This window comes from Streptomyces sp. AC1-42W, assembly GCF_003248355.1.
In the GTDB taxonomy this organism is placed as follows: Bacteria; Actinomycetota; Actinomycetes; order Streptomycetales; family Streptomycetaceae; genus Streptomyces.
In genome coordinates this window covers 1,311,776-1,337,169 of sequence record NZ_QKWY01000002.1, presented here as the reverse complement: position 1 = coordinate 1,337,169, position 25,394 = coordinate 1,311,776, and the positions used below count along the sequence as shown (strand labels likewise).

General features: G+C 69.6%; 17 protein-coding genes and 1 pseudogene. 9 read left to right on the top strand and 9 right to left on the bottom strand.

Annotation, left to right across the window (positions count from 1 at the left end):
• Positions 1-266 precede the first annotated feature (266 nt).
• Positions 267-2,156, top strand: a complete 1,890-nt coding sequence (locus tag DNK56_RS24020; protein ID WP_111337929.1) for a SpoIIE family protein phosphatase — start codon at positions 267-269, stop codon at positions 2,154-2,156.
• A gap of 21 nt (positions 2,157-2,177) precedes the next feature.
• On the opposite strand, the gene DNK56_RS24015 is transcribed toward DNK56_RS24020, so the two are convergent.
• The gene (locus DNK56_RS24015; RefSeq protein WP_111337928.1) at positions 2,178-4,466 is read right to left on the bottom strand and encodes a transglycosylase domain-containing protein; all 2,289 of its coding nucleotides are present in this window, start codon (positions 4,464-4,466) and stop codon (positions 2,178-2,180) included.
• Positions 4,467-4,689: 223 nt separating this feature from the next.
• On the opposite strand from DNK56_RS24015, the gene DNK56_RS24010 reads away from it, so the two are divergent.
• The 5 genes from DNK56_RS24010 (at position 4,690) to DNK56_RS23990 (ending at position 9,673) form a co-directional block, all read left to right on the top strand.
• Positions 4,690-5,661 carry an SPFH domain-containing protein gene (locus DNK56_RS24010; RefSeq protein WP_111337927.1) on the top strand — a complete coding sequence of 324 codons (972 nt, stop codon included), beginning with the start codon at positions 4,690-4,692 and terminating at the stop codon, positions 5,659-5,661.
• A gap of 53 nt (positions 5,662-5,714) precedes the next feature.
• Positions 5,715-5,915, top strand: a complete 201-nt coding sequence (locus tag DNK56_RS24005; protein ID WP_241990175.1) for a hypothetical protein — start codon at positions 5,715-5,717, stop codon at positions 5,913-5,915.
• 154 nt (positions 5,916-6,069) lie between these two features.
• Positions 6,070-6,594 (top strand): PadR family transcriptional regulator, encoded by a 525-nt coding sequence (locus DNK56_RS24000; protein WP_111339537.1) that lies wholly within the window; start codon positions 6,070-6,072, stop codon positions 6,592-6,594.
• A complete protein-coding gene (locus DNK56_RS23995; protein WP_111337925.1) occupies positions 6,591-7,277 on the top strand; it encodes an ABC transporter ATP-binding protein in 687 nt (228 codons plus the stop codon). The genes DNK56_RS24000 and DNK56_RS23995 overlap by 4 nt, the downstream gene beginning before the upstream one ends.
• Complete coding sequence (locus DNK56_RS23990) at positions 7,274-9,673, top strand: ABC transporter permease (RefSeq protein ID WP_111337924.1); 2,400 nt, start codon at positions 7,274-7,276, stop codon at positions 9,671-9,673. The genes DNK56_RS23995 and DNK56_RS23990 overlap by 4 nt, the downstream gene beginning before the upstream one ends.
• Before the next feature lie 68 nt (positions 9,674-9,741).
• On the opposite strand, the gene DNK56_RS23985 is transcribed toward DNK56_RS23990, so the two are convergent.
• The 3 genes from DNK56_RS23985 to DNK56_RS23975 all read right to left on the bottom strand — a co-directional run bounded on the left by DNK56_RS23985 (position 9,742) and on the right by DNK56_RS23975 (position 17,024).
• A complete protein-coding gene (locus tag DNK56_RS23985; RefSeq protein ID WP_111337923.1) occupies positions 9,742-10,707 on the bottom strand; it encodes a hydrogen peroxide-inducible genes activator in 966 nt (321 codons plus the stop codon).
• Positions 10,708-10,828: 121 nt separating this feature from the next.
• A complete protein-coding gene (locus DNK56_RS23980; protein ID WP_111337922.1) occupies positions 10,829-12,142 on the bottom strand; it encodes a hypothetical protein in 1,314 nt (437 codons plus the stop codon).
• A gap of 10 nt (positions 12,143-12,152) precedes the next feature.
• Positions 12,153-17,024, bottom strand: coding sequence for an RICIN domain-containing protein (locus tag DNK56_RS23975; RefSeq protein WP_111337921.1), 4,872 nt, complete (start codon positions 17,022-17,024; stop codon positions 12,153-12,155).
• A 723-nt stretch (positions 17,025-17,747) separates the two neighbouring features.
• Here DNK56_RS23975 and DNK56_RS23970 point away from each other — a divergent pair.
• Positions 17,748-18,200: a DUF5959 family protein gene (locus DNK56_RS23970; RefSeq protein WP_146610434.1), complete on the top strand. Its 453-nt coding sequence runs from the start codon at positions 17,748-17,750 to the stop codon at positions 18,198-18,200.
• Here DNK56_RS23970 and DNK56_RS23965 read toward each other — a convergent pair.
• Positions 18,182-18,828 (bottom strand): annotated as a pseudogene (locus DNK56_RS23965) (transposase). The gene DNK56_RS23970 and the pseudogene DNK56_RS23965 overlap by 19 nt on opposite strands.
• Positions 18,829-19,052: 224 nt before the next feature.
• Here DNK56_RS23965 and DNK56_RS23960 point away from each other — a divergent pair.
• Together DNK56_RS23960 and DNK56_RS23955 are read left to right on the top strand one after the other, a co-directional pair.
• Positions 19,053-19,607 carry a peroxiredoxin gene (locus tag DNK56_RS23960; protein WP_111337919.1) on the top strand — a complete coding sequence of 185 codons (555 nt, stop codon included), beginning with the start codon at positions 19,053-19,055 and terminating at the stop codon, positions 19,605-19,607.
• A 12-nt stretch (positions 19,608-19,619) separates the two neighbouring features.
• Positions 19,620-20,153 (top strand): alkyl hydroperoxide reductase, encoded by a 534-nt coding sequence (locus DNK56_RS23955; RefSeq protein ID WP_111337918.1) that lies wholly within the window; start codon positions 19,620-19,622, stop codon positions 20,151-20,153.
• A gap of 76 nt (positions 20,154-20,229) precedes the next feature.
• Here the strand turns inward: DNK56_RS23955 and DNK56_RS23950 are convergent, their stop codons facing one another.
• The 4 genes from DNK56_RS23950 to DNK56_RS23935 form a co-directional block, all read right to left on the bottom strand.
• Positions 20,230-21,612 (bottom strand): AI-2E family transporter, encoded by a 1,383-nt coding sequence (locus tag DNK56_RS23950; protein ID WP_111337917.1) that lies wholly within the window; start codon positions 21,610-21,612, stop codon positions 20,230-20,232.
• A gap of 132 nt (positions 21,613-21,744) precedes the next feature.
• Positions 21,745-22,452, bottom strand: a complete 708-nt coding sequence (locus tag DNK56_RS23945; protein WP_111337916.1) for an aggregation-promoting factor C-terminal-like domain-containing protein — start codon at positions 22,450-22,452, stop codon at positions 21,745-21,747.
• Between the two features lie 389 nt (positions 22,453-22,841).
• Complete coding sequence (locus tag DNK56_RS23940) at positions 22,842-24,164, bottom strand: PhoH family protein (RefSeq protein WP_111337915.1); 1,323 nt, start codon at positions 24,162-24,164, stop codon at positions 22,842-22,844.
• Between the two features lie 301 nt (positions 24,165-24,465).
• The gene (locus DNK56_RS23935; protein ID WP_111339535.1) at positions 24,466-25,227 is read right to left on the bottom strand and encodes an isoprenyl transferase; all 762 of its coding nucleotides are present in this window, start codon (positions 25,225-25,227) and stop codon (positions 24,466-24,468) included.
• Positions 25,228-25,394 lie beyond the last annotated feature (167 nt).

Genomic DNA, 25,394 nt, shown 5'->3' with positions numbered 1-25,394 from the left:
CCCCCTCATGGTCCGCATCGGCGTCATGGGTCGCACGAGTTGTCCGCATCGCATGAGCCACTACGAGGGGGTGGAGACGTGTCCGCTGACCGCTGCCGCCCCTTCGCAAACGTTGTCAACGACACCCGGCACAGGCATTCGGTTTCGGCCCCGTCTGCCGGGGAAGGCGATGTCAGCCGTTGTTATCGCCGCTCCTGCCGGGGCACAGTAGCGCCCCACAAGGCGATTGCCTCATACAACCGGCCCGGACGGACGGAATCCCACGCGTGACGGAGCACTCCACCTCCCACGAAGGCCGGCAGCCTCTCGCCGCCCGGCCGCAGGAACGTACCCGGCCGCGGCAGCGGGACGCCGCCGTGGCGGCCGCCGCTGCCGCCACGGCCATCCCGGCCCCCGCCAAGGGCCCCGCCGCCGCGCCCGACCCACAGGCCGCGGCGCGGCGCGAGGGCGACCGGCTGCGCTTCGTGGGGGCCGCGACCCGGCGGATCGCACGCGGCATAGACCTGGACGAGATCGTGCTGGGGCTGTGCCGGGCCAGTGTGCCCACGTTCTCCGACGCCATACTCGTCTACCTGCGCGACCCGCTGCCCGTGGGCGACGAGCGGCCCGTCAACCCGTTCGTGCTGCGGCTGCGCCGCTCGGACCGGCTGCGGCTGACCGAGGACGAGCCCGAGAGCCTGTCGGAGACGGAACGGCTGCGGCTGCCCGCCCTGGACCCGCAGGGCGATCTGATGCCGGCCGCCGAGCTGTGCGAGGTACGGGCCGGGAGCGCGCTCGCCGAGGTGCTGCGCGGGGTGCGGCCGGTCTTCGGCGACTCCGCCGCGGCCCGCGTCGCCCTGCCCGAGCTGCTGGGCGCCGAGCGCACGGTGCCGTCCGGGCACCGGGTGATCCTCGCCCCGCTGCGCGGCCGGCGGCGGGTGATCGGCGCCGCGGTCTTCCAGCGCGGCCCCGAGCGCCCCGCCTTCGAGGCCAACGACCTGCTGGTGGCCGCCCAGCTCGCGACGCACACCGCCCTCGGCATCGACAAAGCGGTGCTCTACGGACGCGAGGCGTACATCGCGGACGAGCTGCAGCGCACCATGCTGCCCGACTCGCTTCCCCAGCCGACCGGCGTGAAACTCGCCTCGCGCTACCTCCCGGCGGCCGAGACCGCCCGGGTCGGCGGCGACTGGTACGACGCGATCCCGCTGCCCGGCAGCCGGGTCGCCCTGGTCGTCGGTGACGTCATGGGCCACTCCATGACGTCCGCCGCGATCATGGGCCAGCTCCGCACCACCGCGCAGACCCTGGCCGGTCTCGACCTGCCCCCGCAGGAGGTCCTGCACCACCTGGACGAGCAGGCACAGCGGCTGGGCAGCGACCGCATGGCCACCTGCCTGTACGCGGTGTACGACCCCGTCGCGCACCGCATCACCGTCGCCAACGCCGGCCATCCGCCGCCCGTCCTGCTCCACCTGGGCGGCCGCGCGGAGGTGCTGCGGGTGCCTCCGGGCGCCCCGATCGGCGTGGGCGGAGTGGACTTCGAGGCCGTCGAGCTGGACGCGCCGGCCGGTGCGACGCTGCTGCTCTACACGGACGGGCTGGTGGAGTCGCGGCTGCGGGACGTGTGGACGGGCATCGAGCTGCTGCGCGAGCGGCTGGCCGCGACCGCCCGGCTGACCGGCCCGGACCACTCGCCGCCGCTGGAGGCCCTGTGCGACGACGTGCTGGACATGCTCGGGCCCGGTGACAGGGACGACGACATCGCGCTGCTGGCCGCCCGCTTCGACGGGATCGCGCCGAGCGACGTCGCCTACTGGGACCTGGAGCCGGACGAGTCCGCCCCCGGCCGGGCCCGCAGACTGGCGCGCAGGGCGCTGGGCCGGTGGGGCCTGGACGACCTGGCGGACTCGGTGGAGCTGCTGATCAGCGAGGTGGTGACCAACGCCGTGCGGTACGCGGAGCGGCCGGTGAGCCTGCGGCTGCTGCGCACCGAGACGCTGCGCTGCGAGGTCGGCGACGACTCCCCGCAGCTGCCCCGGCAGCGGCGCGCCAAGGACATGGACGAGAACGGCCGCGGACTGTTCCTGGTCAACCGGCTGGCCCGGCGGTGGGGTGCGACCCGGCTGTCGACCGGCAAGGTGGTGTGGTTCGAGATGCCGACGCGGGGGCGGTGAGACCGCCCCCGCGTACGGGGATCAGCGCGGCATCGCGTTGTCGTCGTCCGGGCGCTTGTTGTTGCCGGGGAGGTCCGGGAGCCCCACGGAGGTCGTGGGGCCCGGATCGGCGGTCGGGTCGGGGGCCGGCTCGCTCGATGTGCCGCCGGTGGGCGAGGCGGGCGGGCTGCTCTCCGGGGACTGGCTGACCGGCGGGGGCTCCGAGGACGGGGCCTGGCTGGACGGCGAGTGCGACGGGGTGGGGTCGTCGGACGGCGAGGTGCTGGGGCTCGGTGAGTGGGACGTGGGCGGCGGGCTGACCGCGGCGCCCATGTCGGTGTCGAGGTCGAACTTCTTGGGGGCGCCCAGGGAGTTCGCCATGTAGTCGGCCCAGATCTCGGCGGGGAAGCCGCCACCGTTGACGCGTCCGCCGCCGCCGGCGCCCTTGAGGGTCACCTGCGAGTACTTCTTGATCTTCTTGCCGTCGTCGCCGGTGCGGTCGAAGGCGGCCTCGCCGAACAGTCCGACCGAGGTGACCAGGTCGGGGGTGTAGCCGGTGAACCAGGCCGACTTGTTGTCGTCGGAGGTACCGGTCTTGCCGGCGATGTCTCGGCGCTGGAGGCCCTCGGCGTTGCGGACCGACACGCGGGCCGTGCCGTCGTCGACCACACCGGTCAGCACCGAGGTCACGGAGTCCGCGGCCTGGCGGGAGATCACCTGGTCGCCGACCGCGTCGGGCAGGCTGAGCGGGGCGTCGCCGTGGTGCACCGCGGACTTCACGATCTGCGGGGTGACCTTCTTGCCGTGGTGGTCGAGGGTGGCGTAGACGCCGGCCATCTCCATGGGGCTGGCGCCCATGGAGCCGAGGGTCTGCGCCGGTACGGCGTCCAGCCCCTTCACGTCCATGCCCAGCTCGCCGGCGGTCTTCATCACCTCGTCCATGCCGACGTCCACGCCCATCTGCGCGAACGCGGAGTTGATGGACTTGTTCATCGCGGTCTGGACAGTGACCTGGCCGTAGTTCTGGTCGTCCTCGTTCTCCGGGTTGAACGGGATGTCGCTGCCGACGACCGGGCGCTTGCTGGTGCCGTCGTAGCGGGTGTTCGCGGTGATCCGCTCGCCGTCCTGGGTCTTCGACTCCCGGTCGAGCGCGGCGGCGAGGATGACCGGCTTGAAGGTGGACGCCGGCTGGAAGTCGGAACGGGTGGCGTTCGACGTCCAGTGCACGCTCTGGCCGCGGCCGCCGTACAGCGCCACCACCGCGCCGGTCTTCGGGTTCACGGAGACCGCGCCGGCCTGGATGTCCTGGTCCAGCTCGCGCTTCTCGGGGTCCAGCTTGTCGAGCAGCTTGGCCTCGACCGACTTCTCCAGCTGCCGCTGCTTCTTCTTGTCGATGTTGACGGTGATGGTCCAGCCGCCCAGGTCGAACTGGTCGTCGCTGAGGCCCGTCTCCTTGAGCACCGCCTTGCGGGCCGCGTCGACGATGTAGCCCTTCTGCCCGGACGTCCCGTCCAGCGGTTTGGGCTCGCGCGGCACCGGGAACGTCAGGCCCTTGCGCTTGCCGGCGTCGAGCCAGCCCTCCTCGACCATGTTGTCCAGGGCGTACGCCCAGCGCGCCTTGACCAGCCGCTTGCCGTTGGGGCCGGCGACGGCCCAGTCGTACTGGCTCGGCGCCTGGAGCAGCGCGGCGAGGTAGGCGCCCTGCGAGACGTCCAGTTCCTTGGCGTCCACACCGTAGTAGGCCTGCGCGGCGGCCTGGATGCCCCAGGCGCGGCGTCCGAAGAAGCTGGTGTTGAGGTAGCCGGCGAGAATCTCCGACTTCTCCTTCTTCCGGTCGACCTTGAGGGAGATGACGAGTTCCTTGAGCTTGCGGGTGACCGTCTGGTCCTGGTCCAGGTAGTAGTTCTTGACGTACTGCTGGGTGATGGTCGAGCCGCCCTGCTTGCCCTTGCCTGACACGGTGTTGATCAGTCCGCGCGCGATGCCCTTCAGGTCGACGCCGTGGTCGTTGTAGAACGACTTGTTCTCGGCGGCGACGAAGGCGTCCTGGACATCCTTGGGCACCTCGGCGAGGCTCACGTTCTCGCGGTTGACCGTGCCCGTCCTGGCGAGCAGGCTCCCGTCGGCGTACTTGTAGACGTTCGCCTGCAAGTCCATCTCGGGGTTGCCCTCCGGCACGTCCACGACAACGTAGAGCACCGCGAAGGCTCCCATGCCCAGGAGGATCACCCCGAAGGCCGTGCCCAGTAGTTTGCGCCAGGTGAGGAAGCGGCGTATGCCGCCCTTCTTCTCAGCCTGCCGCTGGGCTCGTCGCGCTTCCGCTCGACCCATCGCTTGGTCGCTCCCGTTTCTCTGCTCGGCCGGATCAGCTCGGACCTGCCAGCTAACACCGTTGGCAAGCCCGAAAAGCAGGCGATCCGACTTTTTACGGACGTGAGAATCAGCACCCGCTTCCGATGGAACCGACTCCCCAGGGGTGCGCAAGGTTGCGAGAACGGTTAATGTGTAATCACATTGCTAGCGACCGGCTAGCTCAACACCACGGGGGGACACCATGACCGACCCGCACGCCGCGCACCCCGCGCCCCAGCCCGCCGCCGGACTCACCCCGGACGCTCCCCAGATGCCGGAACCGCAGGTCCGCGAGACACGGGCGCACAGCATCGCCGGGGGCCTCGGGCTGCTGCTGACCGTGCTCGGCGTGATCGCCGGCATCGCCCTGGCCGTCGCGGGCGGCGTCATGGGCTCGAACGGGAACAACGCCGTCGGCATCCCGGTCTGCGTCGTCGGCATCCTGCTCGCCATCGCCTCGTTCTTCTGCATGGGCGGTGTGAAGATGGTCGCACCGGGCGAGGCACGGGTCATCCAGCTGTTCGGCCGGTACGTGGGCACCATCCGCACCGACGGACTGCGCTGGGTGAACCCGCTGACCTCCAGCCGGAAGATCTCCACCCGCGTCCGCAACCACGAGACCGCCGTCCTCAAGGTCAACGACGCCTACGGCAACCCCATCGAGCTGGCCGCGATCGTCGTGTGGAAGGTGGAGGACACCGCCCAGGCCCTCTTCGAGGTGGACGACTTCCTGGAGTTCGTCGCCACCCAGACCGAGTCCGCCGTCCGGCACATCGCCCTGGAGTACCCGTACGACGCCCACGAGGAGGGCGGCCTCTCGCTGCGCGGCAACGCCGAGGAGATCACCGAGAAGCTGGCCGTGGAGCTGACGGCGCGGGTGCAGGCGGCCGGGGTGCGGATCATCGAGTCCCGCTTCAGCCACCTCGCGTACGCCCCCGAGATCGCCTCCGCGATGCTCCAGCGCCAGCAGGCGGGCGCGGTCGTGGCGGCCCGGCAGCAGATCGTCGAGGGCGCGGTCGGCATGGTCGAGATGGCGCTGGCCCGGATCGCCGAGCAGGACATCGTCGAGCTGGACGCGGAGCGCAAGGCGTCCATGGTGAGCAACCTCATGGTGGTGCTGTGCGGCGACCGCGCGGCCCAGCCGGTCCTCAACACGGGCACGCTCTACCAGTGACGGCGGACACCCCGGGGGACACACCCCGCGCCCGGTCGCGGCAGCGCAAACAGATGCTGCTTCGGCTGGACCCGGCCGTGTACGACGCGCTGGCCCGCTGGGCGTCGGACGAGCTGCGCAGCGCCAACGCGCAGATCGAGTTCCTGCTGCGGCGGGCGCTCGCCGAGGCGGGCCGGCTGCCCGGCGGGGCGGGCCCGATCCCCCGCCGGGGCCGCCCGCCCAAGGCCCCGCCGGTGCCGCCCGACGACGAGTGACCGCGAACGGCCCGCCCCCTGGAATTCGCCACGCGAGGGGGCGGGCCGTCGGCGTTCCCCGGCAGCCGGGGCCGCACACGCCTCCGACGTGCGCCGTTCGGGTGCACCCCGTGTGTATACATCGCAGGTATACACACCGTGTAGAGTGCTCCGCATGTCTATCGGCCTCACCCTGCTCGGGCTCCTGGAATCGGGGCCCCGCCATGGTTACGACCTCAAGCGGACGTTCGACGAGAAGTTCGGACACGACCGCCCCCTGCACTACGGGCAGGTCTACTCGACGATGTCCCGGCTCCTGAAGAACGGCCTCGTGGAGGTCGACGGCGTGGAGAGCGGGGGCGGCCCCGAACGCAAGCGCTACGCGATCACCGACGCCGGCATCACCGACGTCAGCACCTGGCTCGCGCAGCCCGAGAAACCCGAGCCCTACCTCCAGTCGACCCTCTACACCAAGGTCGTCCTGGCCCTGCTCACCGGCCGTGACGCGGCCGACGTCCTGGACGCCCAGCGCTCCGAACACCTGCGCCTGATGCGCATCCTCACCGACCGAAAACGGCGCGGCGACCTCGCGGACCAGCTGATCTGCGACCACGCCCTGTTCCACCTCGAAGCCGATCTGCGCTGGCTGGAACTCACCGCCGCCCGCCTCGGCCAGCTCCGGAAAGCAGTGACCGCATGACCCCCGACGGCTCCCTCCTCGCCGCCCACGACCTGCGCAAGACCTACGGACCGACCCCCGCCCTGGACGGCGCGTCCTTCTCCGTCCACCCCGGCGAAGTCGTCGCCGTCATGGGCCCCTCCGGCTCCGGCAAGTCCACCCTCCTGCACTGCCTCGCCGGGATCATCACCCCCGACTCCGGCACCATCACCTACGCCGGGCGCGAGCTGTCCGCCATGTCCGACGCCGAACGCAGCGCCCTGCGCCGCAGCGACTTCGGCTTCGTCTTCCAGTTCGGCCAGCTCGTCCCGGAACTGACCTGCACCGAGAACGTCGCCCTGCCGCTGCGCCTCAACGGCGTCCGCCGCAAGGACGCCGAACGCACCGCCCGCTCCTGGATGGAGCGCCTGGAGGTCGAGGACATCGGCGCCAAGCGCCCCGGCGAGGTCTCCGGCGGCCAGGGCCAGCGCGTCGCCGTCGCCCGCGCCCTCGCCGCCTCCCCGAAGGTCGTCTTCGCCGACGAGCCCACCGGAGCACTGGACTCCCTCAACGGCGAACGCGTGATGCAACTGCTCACCGAGGCCGCCCGCTCCACCAACGTCGCCGTCGTCCTGGTCACCCACGAGGCCCGCGTCGCCGCCTACTCCGACCGCGACGTCACCGTCCGCGACGGACGTGCCACCGACCTGGAACACACCCCGTGACGCTCCTCGACGACAAACGGACCACCACCCCCATGCACCAGTCCCCCACCCCCAGCCGCTCCCGCACCGCACCGTGGCTGCGCGATCTCGCCCTCGGCATCCGCTTCGCCGCCGGCGGCGGCCGCGCCGGCTGGACCCGCACCCTGCTCACCGCCGTGGGCGTCGGCCTCGGCGTGACGCTGCTGTTCCTCGCCGCCTCCGTCCCGCACGCGCTCGACGCACGCAACGACCGCAGCCAGGCCCGCAGCGAGACCAAGGTGTCCGAGAACCCCGAAACGCTGGGGAAGAAGTCCGACACCTCCGTCCTGCGGATCTCGTCCGACACCGAGTACCACGACCGCTCCATCAACGGCTATCTGCTGCGCGCCGAGGGCAGCCACCCGGTGCTCCCGCCGGGCATCGACGCCCTGCCCGCGGCGGGCGAGATGGTGGTCTCCCCCGCGCTGAAGGACCTGCTCGCCGATCCGGACAACGCCCTGCTCAAGGAGCGTTATCCGTACACGATCACCGGCACCATCAACGACGACGGGCTGCGTTCACCCAACGAACTGTGGTTCTACGCGGGCAGCGACACCCTGACCACGGCGTCGGGCGGCCACCGGATCACCGGTTACGGCAACCCGGCCCCCACCCCACCGCTCGCCCCCATCCTGGTCGTCCTGGTGATCGTGGGCTGCGTGGTGCTCCTGGCGCCCGTCGCGATCTTCATCGCCACCGCCGTGCGCTTCGGCGGCGACCGCCGCGACCGCAGGCTGGCGGCGTTGCGGCTGGTCGGCACGGACATCCGCTCCACCCGCCGGATCGCCGCCGGTGAGGCCCTGTTCGGCTCCACCCTCGGTCTGCTCATCGGACTCGTCATGTTCCTGGTGGGGCGACAGTTCGTGAGCTACATCGAGGTGTGGGACGTCAGCGCCTTCCCCTCCGACCTCTCCCCCGATCCGCTGCTGTGCCTGCTCATCGCGGTCGCCGTGCCGCTGACCGCGGTATTCGTCACGCTGAGCGCGATGCGCTCGGTCGTCATCGAGCCGCTGGGCGTCGTCCGCGACAGCCGGTCCCGCAGCCGCCGGCTGTGGTGGCGGCTGCTGTTCCCGCTCGCGGGGCTCGGCGTGTTCGCGCTCACCGGCAAGTCCGGCGCGTACGAGGTCGTCAACCCGTACGCCATCGCCGGCGGCGCGGTCCTGGTCCTCGTCGGGCTCGCCCTGCTGCTGCCGTGGCTGGTCGAGGCGTGCGTGAGCCGGCTCCACGGCGGCCCGGTGCCCTGGCAGCTCGCCACCCGCAGGCTCCAGCTCAGCAGCGGGGCCGCCTCCCGCGCGGTCAGCGGCGTCACCGTGGCGGTGGCCGGCGCGGTCGCCGTGCAGATGCTCTTCGCCGCGATGAACGCCGACTTCAACAAGATCACCGGCCAGGACACCGACCGCGCCCAGTTCTACGCGGTCTCCCAGCAGGTCAGCGGCACCGCCGCCGTCGACACCATCGAGCAGTTCCGCGCCACGCGGGGTGTCACCCAGGTCATCGGCATGATCGAGGCGTACGCCGCCAAGCCGGGCACCTACGCCGAAGACGCGATGCAGCCCACCACGTCCTTCAACGTCGGCGACTGCGCCACCCTGCGCGAGGTCGCCCGCATCGACTCCTGCGAGGACGGCGACAGCTTCGTCGTCCACCCCAAGGACGACCAGGACATGGCCGGCTGGATGGACAAGACCGCCCGCAAGGGCAAGGAGATCGAGTTCGAGTCGGGCAGCGGCAGGAAGCTGCGCTGGACCCTGCCCGCCGACACGAAGACCGTGGTCAGCCGCAAGGACCCGCTCGGCCAGGAGCGAACGGGCATCATGGTCACCCCCGGAGCCATCGACGCGACCACCCTGCCCGGCGCCGTCACCGCCACGCAGATCCGCATCGACCCGGACGTCCCGGACGCCGCCGAGTACGTACGCAACACGGCCGCGAAGATCGACCCCGGCATGCGCCTGGTCACCATGATGTCCGTGGAGCGCGACCGGCAGTACGCCAGCGTCCAGACCGGTCTCCAGGTCGGCGCCACCGTGACGCTGCTGCTCATCGCCATCTCCATGCTGGTCTCCCAGCTGGAACAGCTGCGCGAGCGCAAGCGGCTGCTCTCGGTCCTGGTCGCCTTCGGCACCCGGCGCACCACCCTGGGCTGGTCGGTGCTCTGGCAGACCGCCGTCCCGGTGCTTCTCGGCCTCGTGGTCGCGGTGGCCGGCGGCCTCACCCTGGGCGCGGCGCTGTGCTGGATGGTCGACAAGGAGGTGTCCGACTGGCTGGTGTTCCTGCCGCTGGCCGGCGCCGGCGCGGCTCTGATCCTGCTCGTCACCCTGCTCTCGCTGCCGCCGCTGTGGCGCATGATGCGCCCGGACGGGCTGCGCTCCGAGTAACCCCCCGGAAGCACCGGGGAGCACGCGTCGCGGAGGGCGGCCGGGCCTGGTCCGTACAGCTGTACGGGTCAGGCGCGGGCGCCCTCCGTCACGCGTACCGGCAGCGACCGCATCGCCTCGCGCAGCGCGGCCGCGAACTCCTCGAACTCCTCGTGCCTGGCCGCCCCGGTCCGCATGGCCAGCGCCACCCGCCGGGTGGGGGCCGGGTCCGTGAAGTACCCGGTGGTCAGGGACTCGTTGCGGGCGGTCTCGACGTGCACCGCGGTGCGCGGCAGCAGCGTGACCCCGAGGCCGCCGGCCACCAGCTGCACCAGGGTCGAGAGCCCGGCGGCGGTCGTGGTGACCGGGGCGCCCTCGGTGCGGCCGGCCTCGCGGCAGATGTCGAGCGCCTGGTCCCGCAGGCAGTGGCCCTCGTCGAGCAGCAGCAGCGGCAGCTCGCGCAGCGCGAGGCGGGGGATGTCCGTCCGGCCGCCCAGCCGGTGCCCCCGCTCCATGACCAGGACGAAGTCCTCGTCGAACAGCGGCAGCTCGCTGACGCCGTGGACCCCGAGCGGCACGGCGAGCAGCAGCAGGTCGAGCCGTCCGGCGCCGAGCCCCTCCACCAGTGAGGCGGTCTGCTCCTCGTGGACCTGGAGGTCGAGGGCCGGGTAACGCTCCTGGACCAGCCGCAGCACGGTCGGCAGGAGGTACGGGGCGACGGTCGGGATGACGCCGAGCCGGAGCACTCCGGTGAACGGCGCGCGGACGGCCTCCGCCTCCTCCATCAGCTCGCCCACGGCGTCGAGCACGACCCTGGCCCGTACGGCGAGCCGTTCCCCGGCGGGCGAGAGCAGCACCTTGCGCGTCGTACGCTCGATGAGCTGGACACCCAGTGCCTCCTCCAGCGCGGACACGGCACCGGAGAGCGCGGGCTGACTCATCCCGATCGCGGCGGCCGCGTCCCGGAAGTGCAGATATTCCGCGACGGCCGCGAAGGCGCGCAGCTGCGAGAGGCTGGGCTGTTTGTGCCGGTTGCCCTGATTACCGTGCGTCACTGATAGGTACCTCCGATCATCACGACCAAGTGTAGCTATTTCCGCGATCAATGTGCTCGTCGCACGGGCACCCCTCGCCACGAGGGGTGCCCGTGTCGCCGATCTCGCGACCCGACGGCTGTCAGCTGTGGCCGATCAGGTCTTCCACCTGGAAGACGTGATACTCGCCGTAGCCGAGTCGTGCGCCAATGCCCGCATACCGCGTGTACTGCTCCTCGGTCAACGGTACGGACAGCACGGTCAGCACCCGCAGGAACAGCCTGAATCCGAGGTCGGGGTCGGCCTCCGCGACAACCTGCTCCAGTGCTGCGAGGCACTCTGCGGCAGGAATGGGGCGCCAGTCGGGACTGACGGCCCTGTCCGCGCACAACGGCATCACCTCGCGGAGCTCACGCAGCACCTCCGGTACCAGTTCGGTCCGGGCCGGTGCGACGACGGGGATGTATGACGGGGCGACATGGCGCAGGCGCTCCCTGCACACCTCCTCGATCTGCCGCAACCACTCCCGTCCTCCGATGGCGAAGTGGTCGATGCTGTAGCCGCGGCGCGTTGCCGCCAGCCACACCGTGGCGATCGTGCGGGAGGACAGCTCAGACTCCGACAGCCTCAGCGTGTCCTCCAGCAGGATGGCCGCCTCCGAACCCGGAGTCCGTTCGGGGCCGTCGCCCGCGACGGCGTCCTGCACGTGCTTCCGCGCATCGGTCGTGTGCCATCCCGCCACGAACAGGCCTGTGAGCCGGGAGAAACCGAAGTCCCACGTGGCGTCGCGACGGGTCGTGTCGACCGGTGGCCAGAGCACGTTCAGGCCGTCCTGCACCACTGCGGCCGGAAGGCCCAAGCGTTCACCGATACCGAGGAACCTGTCGTATCTCTCCTTCTCGATCCGAACGGACCGGACCTTCAGCACTCGGAGGAAGAGGCGGAACCCGAGGCCGGCGTCGGCCCGCACAACGACCTGCTCCAAGCAGTCGGCGAGGTCCGACAGCGCGTCGGCCCGGACCAGGGCCGGAGCAAGACTCCGGACCTCCGCCGCGACCGCCCGACACAGATCCTCGTCCCGTACCGGCAGGACCGGTGGCGGCGCAGAGGACCTCCTGTCCTGCCGAAGCCGCTCGGTGGACAGATCCGAGATCTCCTCCAGCCAGGCACGACCGTGCATACCGTGGTCGGCCGGGTCGAACCGCTGGCCGACGGAAGCGAGCCACACGGTATGGAGAACCTTGTCGGGGAGGGAGGATGCCAGCAGGCAGCGGGCGTCCTCCCCCAACTCGACCGCTTCCTCACCGTCGGACCGGCCCGCCAGCCACGCCACGGCCTCAAGCGCGTCCGCCCGATCGGAACGGCGGCCCAGGGAACCCAGAAACTCCGCCAGACCGGTGAGCCCGAAGTCCTCGGAACGACCGAGTCCGGCGTATGGGGAGCGTTTCTCAGACATGGACCACGCCCTACACCGGGTAGGCGGTCTTGACGACGTACCCGCCACCGCCGCGCTTATGCCCCTTGACCTTCATCAGAATCACCACGACCTCGTTCCCGGCGTCCGTCACCGTCACGCCATCGGGATGGTATGCCTTGCCGAGGGAGGAATACTTGTCCCACTTTCCCGTGATGGTCACCGGGTACTGCTCTCCGTCCCTGGCCTTGCTCAGCCACTTCTCGAACGCATCCCACTTCCTCTTGTCCAGTACCTTCTGGCCATACCTGTTGGTGGTGTGGAAGAAGTCGGACACGACCCGGTCCACGGCCTGCTGCGCGATCTCCTGACTGGTCCAGACCGTGTTGGGCCTCCCCTTCTTCGCCGCGAGCTCGAATGCCCTGACCGCATCGGGGGTGACGTGCTCCTTCAGGGTGTGGATGACGTCTTCATAGGCCCGAAGGCTCGGAAGCAGCTCGTCACCCAGGTTCATGCAGTTGTGCACCAGCACGTCCGCCGTCCGGGGTCCTTCGGTGCTCACGTAGAACGTGTGTGGCCCGTCAACGGTGAGGTCGTACACCATGCGGGGTGTCAGAGCTCGCCTGTCACGCAGGGCAGTGACGGTCTGCTGGGTCCCGTCCGGGGTGAGCAACCGATCCCCCACCCGCAGGTCGACGACCTTGGTCCAGCCGCGGTCGACGACGAAGAAGCGATGGCCGGGCGTGCTGCTCAACCGACCAGAGCCGACGCTGATGTCCACCAGGTGCTCGGTGTCGTGACGGAAAGTGTCCGTCACGCGCTCAGCTCGGAGCCGCCCGGTGCCGGCGTCGACTGCCTGCACCAGGTCGCCCTCGCGCATGTCGCGGATCGGCTTCCGGGAGCCGTCCGCCATCAGGACCTGTGTGTCACCCGGGAAGCTGTTGACTCTGCAGGCGACGACGACGTCCTCGTAAGCGTTCACCGTGCGTTCGAGCTTGGCCAGGGTGGCCGGGTCCACATCCAGGGCCTTCAGGGCCTTGAAAGCGTCGGTGACGCCGACGCCGGTCTTCATGGCGGCGTCCAGGGCGCGGATGCCCTCGGCTATCTTGGCGAAGGCCTTGCCGGGGATGAAGTTGGACGCGGCCCAGGCGCAGCCGCTGACGCTGCCGTGCCAGCAGTCGACGAAGTCCTGGACCAGGATGGCCTTGATGAGCTGGTAGACGACCGTCTGCTGGATCAGGTCGAGCTTGGTGAAGTACCGGGTGACCTCCTTCTTCAGCCCCGGGAGGGTTTTGGATTCGATATGCAGCGTGTCCTGTGCCGGGCAGCCGGACGCAGAGGCCGGGACGTCGGGGTTGGTGCAGAGGTAGAAGTCGACAGTCGCCGTGAACGTCACGTCGAAGGTGACGGTGCAGCCCCCGATGCCGATCTCGATGACGCAGTCGTTCTGTTGCTCGGCACTGGTGACCTCGATGCTGTCCTCGTCGACGACGTACCAGGTGCCGCCGATGCCGGTACCGGCTCCGGTCGACACCTGCTGGTTGGCCTGCTTCCGCTCGGCCGACTCGGCGGCCTGTTGAGCGGATTCGGCGTACTTCTGGGCGTCCTTCGCCGCCTGCTCGGCCGTGGTGGCAGCCTCGGCAGCGCGGGTGGCTGCCGCGCGGGCGTCCTTGGCGGACTGCTCGGCCGTAGCTGCGGCATCGCGGGCGGCCTGGGCGTCGAGCGCGGCCTCATCGGCAGATGCGCGGGCGTCGGCGGCGTAGCCTTCGGCGCGGCCGGCCGCCCTTCCTGCGGCAGCGGCGTCCGCGGTGGCCTTACGGTCGTACTCGATCGTGCGGGCGAGGGACTGCGCTGCCTTCGAGGCGGCCAGAGCGGTGTCGGCGGCGTAGCCGAGGGCCTCCTTCGAGTAGGTGCGGGCACGGGCAGCATGACTCGTGGCGTTCGCGGCGTGCTGGTAGGCGATCTTCACGTCGCCCTCCGCCTGGGCTGCCAGGTCCTTGGCTGCGGCTGCCTCAGCCTGTGCGTTCTCTGCGTGGGCTGCGGCTACGGCCTTCTGCTGCTCAGCGATCGACTTGGACGCCTGCCCGGTCAGCACGACCAGGCCTGCGGCCGAGTCGGTGGTGACGTAGGGAGAGCCGAGCTGGATGGCGTCGTTGGCAGGCTTCGCGACCTGAGCTGCGGCGTTACCGGCGTCGACGGCGGCTTGCGCGGTGACGTGGGCGAGGCCCGCGGCCTTCGCGGATGCGGCCAGTGCCTTGCCGGCCTCCTTGCTCGCCACGTCGGCGTGGGACTTGGCGGCCTTGGCGGCCTCTTCGGCCTCATCCGCGAGCTTGACCGCCGTCGCCGCTTCCGTGGAGGCGTGTTCGGAGGCGTCGATGGCGTCGGCTGCGGCGCTGGTCGCGGTACGTACCGCAGCGTCCGCCTTCAGCTTCGCCGCCTGAGCGGAATCGGCATCGGCACGCGCTCGCTTGGCCGCCGCCTCCGCGCGGGTGGCAGCGGCGTCGGCGTCAGCCGCCGCCTGGGTCGCGGCGTCCGCGGCCGTACGGGCCCGCCCCGCAGCCGCTTCCGCGTCATCCGCATGGGATGCGGCCGCGTTGGCCGCTGCCCTCGACTCCTTCGCGTTCGTGTCGGACTCGTGGGCCTGCGCGAACGCCTCCTTCGCCGCGGCCTTCGCACGCGCCGCGTTCGCCTTCTGTTCGGCGTCCCACGCGTCGTCCCGCAGATCTCGCGCCTTGTCACGGGCTTTCTCGGCTGCGTTCTTCTTCGCGGCCGCCGTGCCTTCGGCGGACTCCGCCTTCTCCTTCGCGCTCTGCGCCTTCACCGCCTCCGCCTTGGCGGTCTGGCGGTGCTGCGCCGCCTCGGTCCGCTTGGTGTCGGCCGTGGCCTTCTCCGCCTTGGCCGTCTTCTCCTCGGCCTCGGCCGCGAGCCGCTTGGCGTGCGCCTCGGCGGCAGCCACCTTCGCGTCGGCCTCCGCCTTCAGCATGACCACGAGCTTGGCCTCTGCCGTCTCCTTGTCCTTCTTGGCGTTGTCCCGGTGCAGCTTGGCCGCGTCGGCCGCTGCCTTCGCCTGCAACTCCGCCTTGTGCGCGGCCTCCTTGCGGAACTCGGCGTTGACCTGCGCAGCCTGAGCCAGAGCGCGCTGGGCGATGGTCCTGCTGTCGGCAGCCGAGGCACGAGTTGCGGCCTCGGCGGTCTCCCCGGCCTTCACCATCGCCGTCAGCGCGGCCACCGAGCCCTTGGTGACCTGTGCTTTCTGCTGACCCACCAGAAGACCACGCCCACGCGGCGCACCTGCGGCATCCGCGATCCCGTACGCGATCCGCTCGGCCGTGTCCGACGCGGTGGCCGATTTCTTTGCGTTCTCCAGCTGGGTCCTGAGCGCGGCCAGTTGCTCCTTCGCCGCCACCCTGGTGCCGGCAAGGGCCTTCTTGACCCTGTCGAACTGCGCCTGCTCCGGGTAGGACAGGCTGTCCGTGCCTTTGTGGCCCGACGGCTCAACGCCGAACTCCTGCCTCGCGGTGCTGCCGCACGTCCACAGCCGGGCATTGACACTGTTGTCGTACTTCGGCATGTCCAGGCACTTGCCCGTACCGGTGTTCTTCAGGGTCGTGGTGGCACGGACGTCGGCCTCCCACGTCTGCGCCGGGCTGCTGTTGCACGTCCAGATCTGGATCTTCGTGCCGTCGGCCGATCCGTTGCCCGACACGTCCAGACACTTGTAGGACTTGACGTTGCGCAGGTGCATCTCGCCGTCGCCACCCTCGAGCAGCCACTTCTGAGCATCGGAACCGTTGCACTTGTACACCTGAACAGGGGTGCCGTTGGTCGTCTTGCCACCCTCGACGTCCAGACATTTGCCCTCGGTTCCACGCAGCTCGACGACCGCCGGGCTGTCACCGATCCAGCCCAGTCCGCCGGGCGACCAGTAGTCCTGCCACCGGGTGTAGTAGTCCGCCAGCCACGACTGCCCGACGATCTGGCCCAGGGTGTACGTGCCGTCCTGAAGCGCTCTTGTGGCGTCCTTGCCGGCAGCGAGGATCTGCTGCCGTTGTGTGGCCTGAGCCGCAATCTCCTGCTGCCACTCGATGGACGCCTTCGCCACCTCTGCGCCGAGAACACGGTTCGGGTCGATCGGATCGTGCCATGCACAGGACGCGAAGCGGGCCTTCAGGTCCTCGACCGCGATGCGGAACTCCGGCGTGCCCGGCACCGGGGCGGTGCGGGGGAATCCGCCGGAGGCGAGGAAGATCCGGGCATCATCGGCGAACACCCTGGGAACGAAGAACTGGTTGGGCTCGACCTTGCCCGAGTTCTTCTTCCACAGCTTCCACGCCTCCTGCTCCTGCGGCGTCCCGCTTGTGGTGTACAGCGGATCGCCGACCGCGAGCGCGGCGGCCTTGGCTTTGTCGTCAGCGGTCGGCGACGGGTCCCAGAACGGGTTGAGAACCCCCTCTACCGCGCTCCCGTACGACTGCCACAACCACGGCAACAGCCCGATCCGGTCATAGATCTCGTTCGCGTCGCGGGGTTCGCCGGGGTAGGACTCCAGGCCGCCGGTGGCACCCGACCACGCGTACCCCTGCTCCTGGACCTTATCGACCCATTGGTCCGTACGCGCACTGTCCGCCCTGGCAGCCACATGCAGCGGGGTCTTGTCGTTGAAGATGTCCCGCTCGAGCTTCTTGTGAAGCTGATCGGGCGGCAGTGCGAGCGCCTCCTGCGCAAGGGCGTACATGTCCGGTCCGCCCTTGCGCAGGGCTTCACCGGCCAGGCACTGGTCCTCACGCAGCTGTTCGGCTGCCTTGGCGTCGTAGCCGTCGTACGAGTCGGCCACCAGGTCCACAGGCAGTTCGGCGCTTTGGCCGGGCAAACCGGGCTGGACGACCAGACCGCCAAGAACGGCAAGGGCGACGACGGACGTCATTGCTGAGGTGAACGTCACGGATATTCGGGATCTGGGGCTGAAGAACCCCAGTCTCAGACGCAAAGGATCATCCTTCGTTGCGGAACGAGGGCAGGCGGGGGTGACCGATCCGAGAGGAGGTGGCACACCGTGCGGCTCAGCCCTCTGCCCCGGCGCGGGGACAGGGGCAGTAGGCAACAGCGGCGAAGCACGCGTTCACACCGAGCCGGTTTCGCGGCATGACGAACCACCCCTCCCCCACGGCGGCACCGTTCCCCCCGCCGCCGAATGACGTGCGCTCTTCGCGGCAGGGTGGTCCAGGCCCGGCCCATGAGCGCGGCACTCACCTTAGACACGGGCCAACTTGACCTGGCAAGCGACGACTTCGGAATCCGGTCCGCGAAACGAAAATCCACTTGCGCGGTCCCGTGCGGCTCAGCACGCCTGGATTCCCCGCTCAAGCCTGTCTTTACATGTGTGAGGCATGTAAGGGAGACAGGGAGGAGACGATCATTCTCCGTCACAAATTGACCGGAAAACTCGCACTCGGTGCGGTGACACCCTTGTCCAACCCGCTGCGGGATCGTCGACGCGCTCGCCACCGAGGAACTGAAGAAACTCCGCAGCACCAGAGGGCTGAGAACTCCTGACGGAATGAGGCGGGACAACCTGCTTGTGCCCGTTGATCTGGTTCGGGGACCCTGAGCTCTGACAGATGTGATCGGGCACGGCAGAGGGTGCGGGGTGGAACTGATCAGCCTCTCGGACGGCGACAACAGCTTCCGGGTGCGTGTGCTGGGGCGCAGGTCGCCGAGCGTGCCGCATCTTCACGACCAGCTCGACGCAGAGGTCATCGTGACCAGCAGCTTCGTCGGCGGTCGGCCGGCCATGTCCCTGTTCCCTTCCGACCTGGAGGAGTGGTCCCGTGCTCTGGACCTGCTTGCAGCCGGTAAGGACATCTGCTGGAGGGATGACGGCCACAGCCCCGAGATCAAGATCCAGCCGTACAACGAAGAGCACGAGACTGTCGCTGTCCATGTAGAGGACCTGGGCAGTTCATGCGTCTCCGTGTTCCTTCCCATGAGTCTTGAAGAGGGCTGGATCGACGAGCAGCGCAAGCTGCTCGGGCAAGTGCTGCAGGAGTTGCCACGTGAGGTGCTGGAGTCTTCCCCGGGTGTCTACGAGTGGCGGCGCTGATCCGCGGCTAGGCGCCGCCAGCAGATGAGCGCGCATCCAAGGGTGAGGAAGGCTTCGTGGACATCGTCGTGGACCTCCCAGCGGATCCGCAGACGGCGGAACCAGCGCAGGTGGGCAAACACTCTCTCTCCACGACCCGGCGTTGAGTGCCGAGCCCGGAGCCGTGCCCGGTGCCGCGGCATACGATCAACGGCTTCACGCCGAGGCCCCGGACGAGACGGCGGTACTTGTCGTGGTCGTAGCCGCGGTCGGCCAGTAGTACGTCCGGGCGGCGCCGGGACCGACCACACTTGCCGCGCACGGACGCCCCGGTCGACAGGACGTCATCCCGTCTCGAATCGAGAAAGGGCCTCGTGCAGTCGCGGCCACACCTCGACCTTGGTCCACCCAGCCAGCCAACGCCGGCAGGTCATGCACGAGCCGAAGCCGAGATCCTGCGGGAGGTGTTCCCAGGCGGTCCCGGTGTGCAGGACGAACAGGATGCCCTGGCACACGAGCCGGTCCGGATGCCGCTTGCGTCCGGATGCCGGATCCGACGCTCGGCCTCGGGCAACAACGGCTCGATCACCACCCACAACTCGTCATCACCTTCCCACAACTTCGGTCGAGCCGGCCCGCACCCCCGAATCGTCAGTCCCGGAGTAATCCAAACACCTCGAAGATCATTCCGTCAGGAGTTCTCAAGAGCAGGCCGCGAAGTGCACATCAAATGCCCAACACTGATCACCCACTTCGATCAATCCTTTCGATGTAGCCAATTTCCGCGATCAATGCACTCTGTGCCATGGTGGAGATCGTCCAACCCCCAGGAACTCCCCCAAAAGGGGAGGGCCTACGCTGTAAGGAGAGCGCGTGCTCACTGTCGGTGACAAGTTCCCCGAGTTCGATCTGACCGCCTGCGTCTCGCTGGAGAGCGGCAAGGAGTTCGAGCAGATCAACCACAAGACCTACGAGGGTCAGTGGAAGATCGTCTTCGCGTGGCCGAAGGACTTCACCTTCGTGTGCCCGACGGAGATCGCCGCCTTCGGCAAGCTGAACGACGAGTTCGCCGACCGTGACGCCCAGATCCTCGGCTTCTCCGGCGACTCCGAGTTCGTGCACCACGCCTGGCGCAAGGACCACCCGGACCTGACGGACCTGCCCTTCCCGATGATGGCCGACTCCAAGCACGAGCTGATGCGCGCGCTCGGCATCGAGGGCGAGGACGGCTTCGCCCAGCGCGCCGTCTTCATCGTGGACCAGAACAACGAGATCCAGTTCACGATGGTCACCGCCGGTTCCGTGGGCCGTAACCCCAAGGAGGTCCTGCGGGTCCTCGACGCCCTGCAGACCGACGAGCTCTGCCCCTGCAACTGGACCAAGGGCGAGAACACCCTTGACCCGGTCGCGCTCCTCTCGGGCGAGTGAGCTGATACCACCATGGCTCTCGACGAACTGAAGTCCTCGATACCGGACTTCGCCAAGGACCTGAAGCTGAACCTCGGCTCGGTCATCGGCAACAGCGAACTCCCGCAGCAGCAGCTCTGGGGCACCGTCCTGGCCTGCGCGATCGCCTCGCGCTCGCCGAAGGTGCTGCGCGAGCTGGAGCCGGAGGCCAAGGCCAACCTCTCCGCGGAGGCGTACACCGCCGCGAAGTCGGCCGCCGCCATCATGGCGATGAACAACGTCTTCTACCGGACCCGCCACCTGCTCTCGGACCCCGAGTACGGGAACCTGCGCGCGGGCCTGCGGATGAACGTCATCGGCAAGCCGGGCGTGGAGAAGGTCGACTTCGAGCTGTGGTCGCTGGCCGTCTCCGCGATCAACGGCTGCGGCCAGTGCCTGGACTCGCACGAGCAGGTCCTGCGCAAGGCCGGTGTGGACCGTGAGACCATCCAGGAAGCCGTCAAGATCGCCTCGGTGATCCAGGCGGTGGGCGTGACCCTGGAGGCCGAGGGCGTACTCGCCGAGTAGGCAACCGCAGTACCCTGGATACCAGAGGGGCCCCGAGGACGACCGACCGTCCGAGGGGCCCTTCTTCGTGTCCGCGTTACGGGGCGTCCCGCTCCGGTCCGCCGTCGTCCCCGCCCGGCGGGGCGCCGGGGGCCGCGACCGGGGCCGCGTCCAGCGCGGTCGAGCCGTGCGGCGGCGGCGAGTGGCGGCGCGACTCCTCCTGCCCGTAGGCCCGCAGATAGCCGACCACCGTGTTGGTCACCGCGACCAGCGGCACCGCGACGACCGCGCCCCCGATGCCGGCGATCATGCCGCCCGCGGCCACCGAGAGCACCACGGCCAGCGGATGCACCCGCACCGCGCGCCCCAGGATGAACGGCTGGAGCACATGGCCCTCGATCTGCTGCACCGCGAGGACCACCGCCAGCACCATCAGCGCCGTGAACACGCCCTCGGTGACCAGCGCCACGACCACCGCCAGCGCTCCGGAGACCACCGCGCCGACGAGCGGGATGAAGGCGAACAGGAAGATGAAGACGGCCAGCGGCACCGCCATCGGGACGTCGAGGAAGTAGATCCCGAGCCCGATGAAGATGGCGTCGATCAGAGCGACGATGACCGTGCCCCGGATGTAGGCGGTCAGCGTCCGCCAGGCGCGCGGCCCCGCGCCCGCCACTCCGGGCCGGGCCTGGGCGGGCACCAGCTTGAGCACCCAGTTCCAGATGCGGGCGCCGTCGTAGAGCAGGAAGAGCGTCGAGAACATCGCGAGCAGGGCGCCCGTCATGAACTCCACGACCACGGTGACGCCCTGGAGTCCGGCGGAGGTGATGGCCTCGGTGTTGGTGCCGACGGTGTCGCTGAGGTTCTGCGCGATGTTGTTGATCTGCTTGTCGGTCACATGGAACGGGCTGTCGAGCAGCCAGTTCTTGAGGTCGTCGATCCCCTTCGTCACCTTGTCGGACAGGGTGTCGATGTTGTCCAGGACCTGCCACACCACGAACCAGCCGACCAGGCCCATGATGATGAACCCGGAGATCGCCGTGACCGCGGTGGCCAGCCCCCTGGGCAGGCCGTAACGCCGCAGCCGGGCGACGGTCGGCTGGAGCAGCGCGGTGACGAGCAGCGCGGCGACGAAGGCCAGCACCACCAGTTGCACGGCGCTGATGACCCGCATCAGCACCCACAGGGTTCCCGCGAGCACCAGCAGCCGCCAGCCCGCCTCGGCGGCGACCCGCATCCCCCACGGGATCGCCGCGACCGGATCGGGCCGCGCGGCGACGGTGGGGGCGTACGCCGGCGGGGCGGGCACCTGGTCGACGGGCGGTGTCTCGTCCTTGCCGCCCTCCGCCGGAACCGGTGTGTCCCGGTCCGTGAGAGGGGGCTCGTCGGCCACCGTATCGACCCGCCGTTCTTCGAGGCGCTCGCTCAGCCTGCTCAGCTCGGCACCCAGTTGTCCGAGCCATCCCGGCAGTTTCGACATAACCGTTCCTCTACCCCCGTCCGCTCTGCCCACCACTCCCCCGGAGCGGTACCGCACGACGGTACACGCGTGAAGCCCCTCACCGTAGGACGGCGAGGGGCTTCACGTGGTTGAGCGGGTGAACCCTGGTGTCTAGTACCAGTGGTTGGCCTGCCAGAAGTTCCAGGCGGCGCACGGGCTGCCATAGCGCGGGCTGTTCATGTAGCTGAGGCCCCACTTGATCTGGGTGGCCGGGTTGGTCATCCAGTCGGCGCCGGCCGACACCATCTTGGAGCCGGGCAGTGCCTGGACGAGACCGTAGGCGCCCGAGGAGGGGTTGGTCGCCCGGTAGTTCCAGCTCGACTCGACGTTCACGATGTTGCTGAAGCACTGGAACTGGTCGGCCGGGACGATCTGCCGGGCGATGGCCTTGACCTCGGCCACCGTGTAGGAGCTCTGCTGGGCGAACGTGGTGGAGCGGACCTGGGAACGGCTCGCCCGCTCCTCGCGCTCCTTCTTCGCCGCCTCGCGCTCGCGCTCCAGCTTGTCCTCGGCCGCCTGCTTCTTGGACTTGGCGTCCTTGGCGGCCTGGACGCGGGCGGACTCCTCCGCAGACTTCTTCGCGGCCGCGTCGGCGGCGGACGCCTGCGCGTCGGCCTGCTGCGTCAGCGAAGCGGTCTGCACCTGGGCCTGCTGGCCCGCGGGAATGTCTGCGAGCAGCGTGGTGTCGGCTGCGGTCGCCTCGAAGTTGTTGTCGTCGACAGCGGGAGTGCTGCCTGCTGCAACGCCTACGACGGCGCCTACGGTGGTGACCGCGGTGGCGGATGCCACGGCGAACCCCCGGACCGAAATCCGGCTCACACGGTGTCCTTCCAGCATCGCCCGCTTAGGTGACCTCGCGGGCGCAATCGTGCCCCTGGCACTGGCCTCCCTACAGCTTGGGTCACGGGAGGCACGGGCCCGGTGGGCGGCTCCCCGGAGGAAGCGCCGCATGGTACTCGCGGGCGGCATACGGACGGCGGTTGTTGAGTTGTGTGGTGCGTGGCGCCTCTGGAGGTGCCGGTGTGCCGTATGCGGGGCCTGACGGAAGCAAGACTCTGCCGGAACAAGACACCGGGAAGCAATTCTCCGTTGCGTGTGAAAGGTCACACCTCGTTTGGAGCATCTGAATTTCGGAAAAGGCTCCGCGACGCGCCGCCGCCCGGCTAGGCTGCTTGGCCCGCCGGGCGGCGTCGGTATCCCAATCCGTATCAGATCTGGCCTTCCTCCAGCATTTCGGTCACCAGTGCGGCGATTCGGGAACGCTCGGAGCGCGTGAGCGTGACATGGGCGAAGAGCGGATGGCCCTTCAGCTTCTCCACGACGGCGACCACTCCGTCGTACCGGCCGACTCTGAGGTTGTCCCGCTGGGCCACGTCATGGGTGAGCACGACCCGGGAATTCGTACCGATCCGGGACAACACGGTCAGCAGGACGTTGCGTTCGAGCGACTGGGCCTCGTCCACGATCACGAAGGCGTCGTGCAGCGAGCGGCCCCGGATGTGGGTGAGCGGCAGGATCTCCAGCATCCCGCGCCCCAGCACCTCCTCGATCACCTCGCGCCCGGAGACGGCGGACAGCGTGTCGAAGACGGCCTGCGCCCAGGGGCTCATCTTCTCGGCCTCGCTGCCGGGGAGATAGCCGAGCTCCTGTCCGCCGACCGCGTACAGCGGGCGGAAGACCATCACCTTCTTGTGCTGGCCGCGCTCCAGGACCGCCTCCAGGCCCGCGCAGAGCGCCAGCGCGGACTTGCCGGTGCCGGCCCGGCCGCCCAGCGAGACGATGCCCACCTCCTGGTCCAGCAGCAGGTCCAGGGCGATGCGCTGCTCGGCGCTGCGGCCGTGGATGCCGAACGCCTCCCGGTCGCCGCGCACCAGGCGTACGTTGCCGTCGGGGGTCACCCGGCCCAGCGCTTTGCCCCGTTCGGACTGGAGGACCAGGCCGGTGTGCACGGGCAGCTCGGCGGCCTCGGGGACGTACAGCGTCTCCTCGGCGAAGAGCAGGTCGATCTGGTCGGCGGCGAGGGGCAGTTCCGCCATGCCCGTCCAGCCGGAGTCGGTGATGGCCAGTTCGGCGCGGTACTCCTCGGCCAGCAGGCCGACCGACGACGCCTTGATCCGCAGCGGCAGGTCCTTGGAGACGACCGTGACGTCGTACCCCTCGGCCTGGAGGTTGCGCGCGACCGCGAGAATCCGTGAGTCGTTGTCCCCCAACCGGTAGCCGGCGGGCAGGACGCCGGGATCGGAGTGGTTGAGCTCGACGCGGAGCGTCCCGCCGAGGTCCCCGAGGGGGATCGGCGCGTCCAGCCGGCCGTAGCGGACCCGGAAGTCGTCCAGCAGGCGCAGGGCCTGGCGGGCGAAGTAGCCGAGTTCCGGATGGTGCCGTTTGGCCTCCAGTTCCGTGACCACGACGACCGGGAGCACGACTTCGTGCTCGTCGAAGCGGGCCATGGCGTTCGGATCGGCCAGCAGGACGCTGGTGTCGAGAACGTAGGTGCGCCTGTCGGGCATGCGGCGCTTGGTGCTGGTCACCACGGAAGGACGTACCCCCTCGGAAGAGGTTGGGGTGCGACGGCGTCGCGGAGCATCCCAATGGGAGAGGACGGGCCGGGCTCCGGCCACCTCGCGCGGGCCGTGCGCCGGCCCTCCACGTCAGCCGCACCGTATGTACGGTCCTTCGTGTGCAAAGGGCCTCCCGGGCGAGCGGACTCGATGCCGCTCGCTTGGACACGGCGCCCGCCTGGCTGGTGACCGGGCGCCGACCTGTCAGGGATATGCCCTCATACACGTCCGGCCATGCCGAACGAAGTACCTCGGCCTCCGTAGCCGGGGTGACTCAGCCTCCGTAGCGGCGGTGGCGGGCCGCGTAGTCGCGCAGTGCCCGCAGGAAGTCGACCCGGCGGAAGGCGGGCCAGAAGACCTCGCAGAAGTAGTACTCGGAATGGGCGCTCTGCCAGAGCATGAAACCGGAAAGACGCTGCTCGCCGCTGGTGCGGATGACCAGGTCGGGATCGGGCTGGCCGCGCGTGTAGAGGTGCTCGGAGATCAGGTCGGTGGAGACGATCTCGGCGAGGTCCTCGAAGGAGGTGCCCTTGGCGGAGTGTTCGAGGAGCAGGGAGCGCACGGCGTCGGCGATCTCCTGCCGGCCGCCGTAGCCGACGGCGACGTTGACGAGTATGCCGTCCACCCCGACCGTGGCCTGTTCGGCCTCCTTGAGGACGGTCTGGGTGTGGGCGGGCAGCAGATCGAGCGTGCCGACGTGGTGGACGCGCCAGCGGCCGTCCGCGGCGAGGCCGCGCACGGTGTTCTCGATGATGCCGAGCAGCGGGGTCAGCTCCGACTCGGGCCGGTCGAAGTTGTCGGTGGAGAGCATCCAGAGCGTGACGACCTCGACGTCGGTCTCGCTGCACCAGCCGAGGAGTTCCTTGATCTTCTCCGCCCCGGCCTGGTGCCCCTCGGCGGCGGTGCCGCCGGACGCCTTGGCCCAGCGCCGGTTGCCGTCGAGGATGACTCCGATGTGCTTGGGCACCTGGGTGTGGTCCAGGCGGCCCTCCACCCGGCGCGCGTAGAGCCCGTACACCAGGTCGCGCAAGTTCACTGAGTCCACCTCTCGGTTCCGTGCGGGCCCGCCGGCCCCGCGTCAGGGGTCCGGGGTCGTCCCCTGGGGATCGGATCGCCGCACTGGAAGGGGGCGGATCGCCCCGCCGTGTCATGGCAGTCCCGTCAGGGCAACCACATTACTGCGCGAGCCCCGCCCCCACCCAA

What these genes read in the sequence shown, in the direction of transcription:
- DNK56_RS24015 (WP_111337928.1), bottom strand. Translation starts at nt 4,466, where the DNA reads ATGGGTCGAGCGGAAGCGCGACGAGCCCAGCGGCAGGCTGAGAAGAAG.
- DNK56_RS24010 (WP_111337927.1), top strand. Translation starts at nt 4,690, where the DNA reads ATGACCGACCCGCACGCCGCGCACCCCGCGCCCCAGCCCGCCGCCGGA.
- DNK56_RS24005 (WP_241990175.1), top strand. Translation starts at nt 5,715, where the DNA reads ATGCTGCTTCGGCTGGACCCGGCCGTGTACGACGCGCTGGCCCGCTGG.
- DNK56_RS24000 (WP_111339537.1), top strand. Translation starts at nt 6,070, where the DNA reads ATGTCTATCGGCCTCACCCTGCTCGGGCTCCTGGAATCGGGGCCCCGC.
- DNK56_RS23995 (WP_111337925.1), top strand. Translation starts at nt 6,591, where the DNA reads ATGACCCCCGACGGCTCCCTCCTCGCCGCCCACGACCTGCGCAAGACC.
- DNK56_RS23980 (WP_111337922.1), bottom strand. Translation starts at nt 12,142, where the DNA reads ATGTCTGAGAAACGCTCCCCATACGCCGGACTCGGTCGTTCCGAGGAC.
- DNK56_RS23975 (WP_111337921.1), bottom strand. Translation starts at nt 17,024, where the DNA reads ATGACGTCCGTCGTCGCCCTTGCCGTTCTTGGCGGTCTGGTCGTCCAG.
- DNK56_RS23955 (WP_111337918.1), top strand. Translation starts at nt 19,620, where the DNA reads ATGGCTCTCGACGAACTGAAGTCCTCGATACCGGACTTCGCCAAGGAC.
- DNK56_RS23950 (WP_111337917.1), bottom strand. Translation starts at nt 21,612, where the DNA reads ATGTCGAAACTGCCGGGATGGCTCGGACAACTGGGTGCCGAGCTGAGC.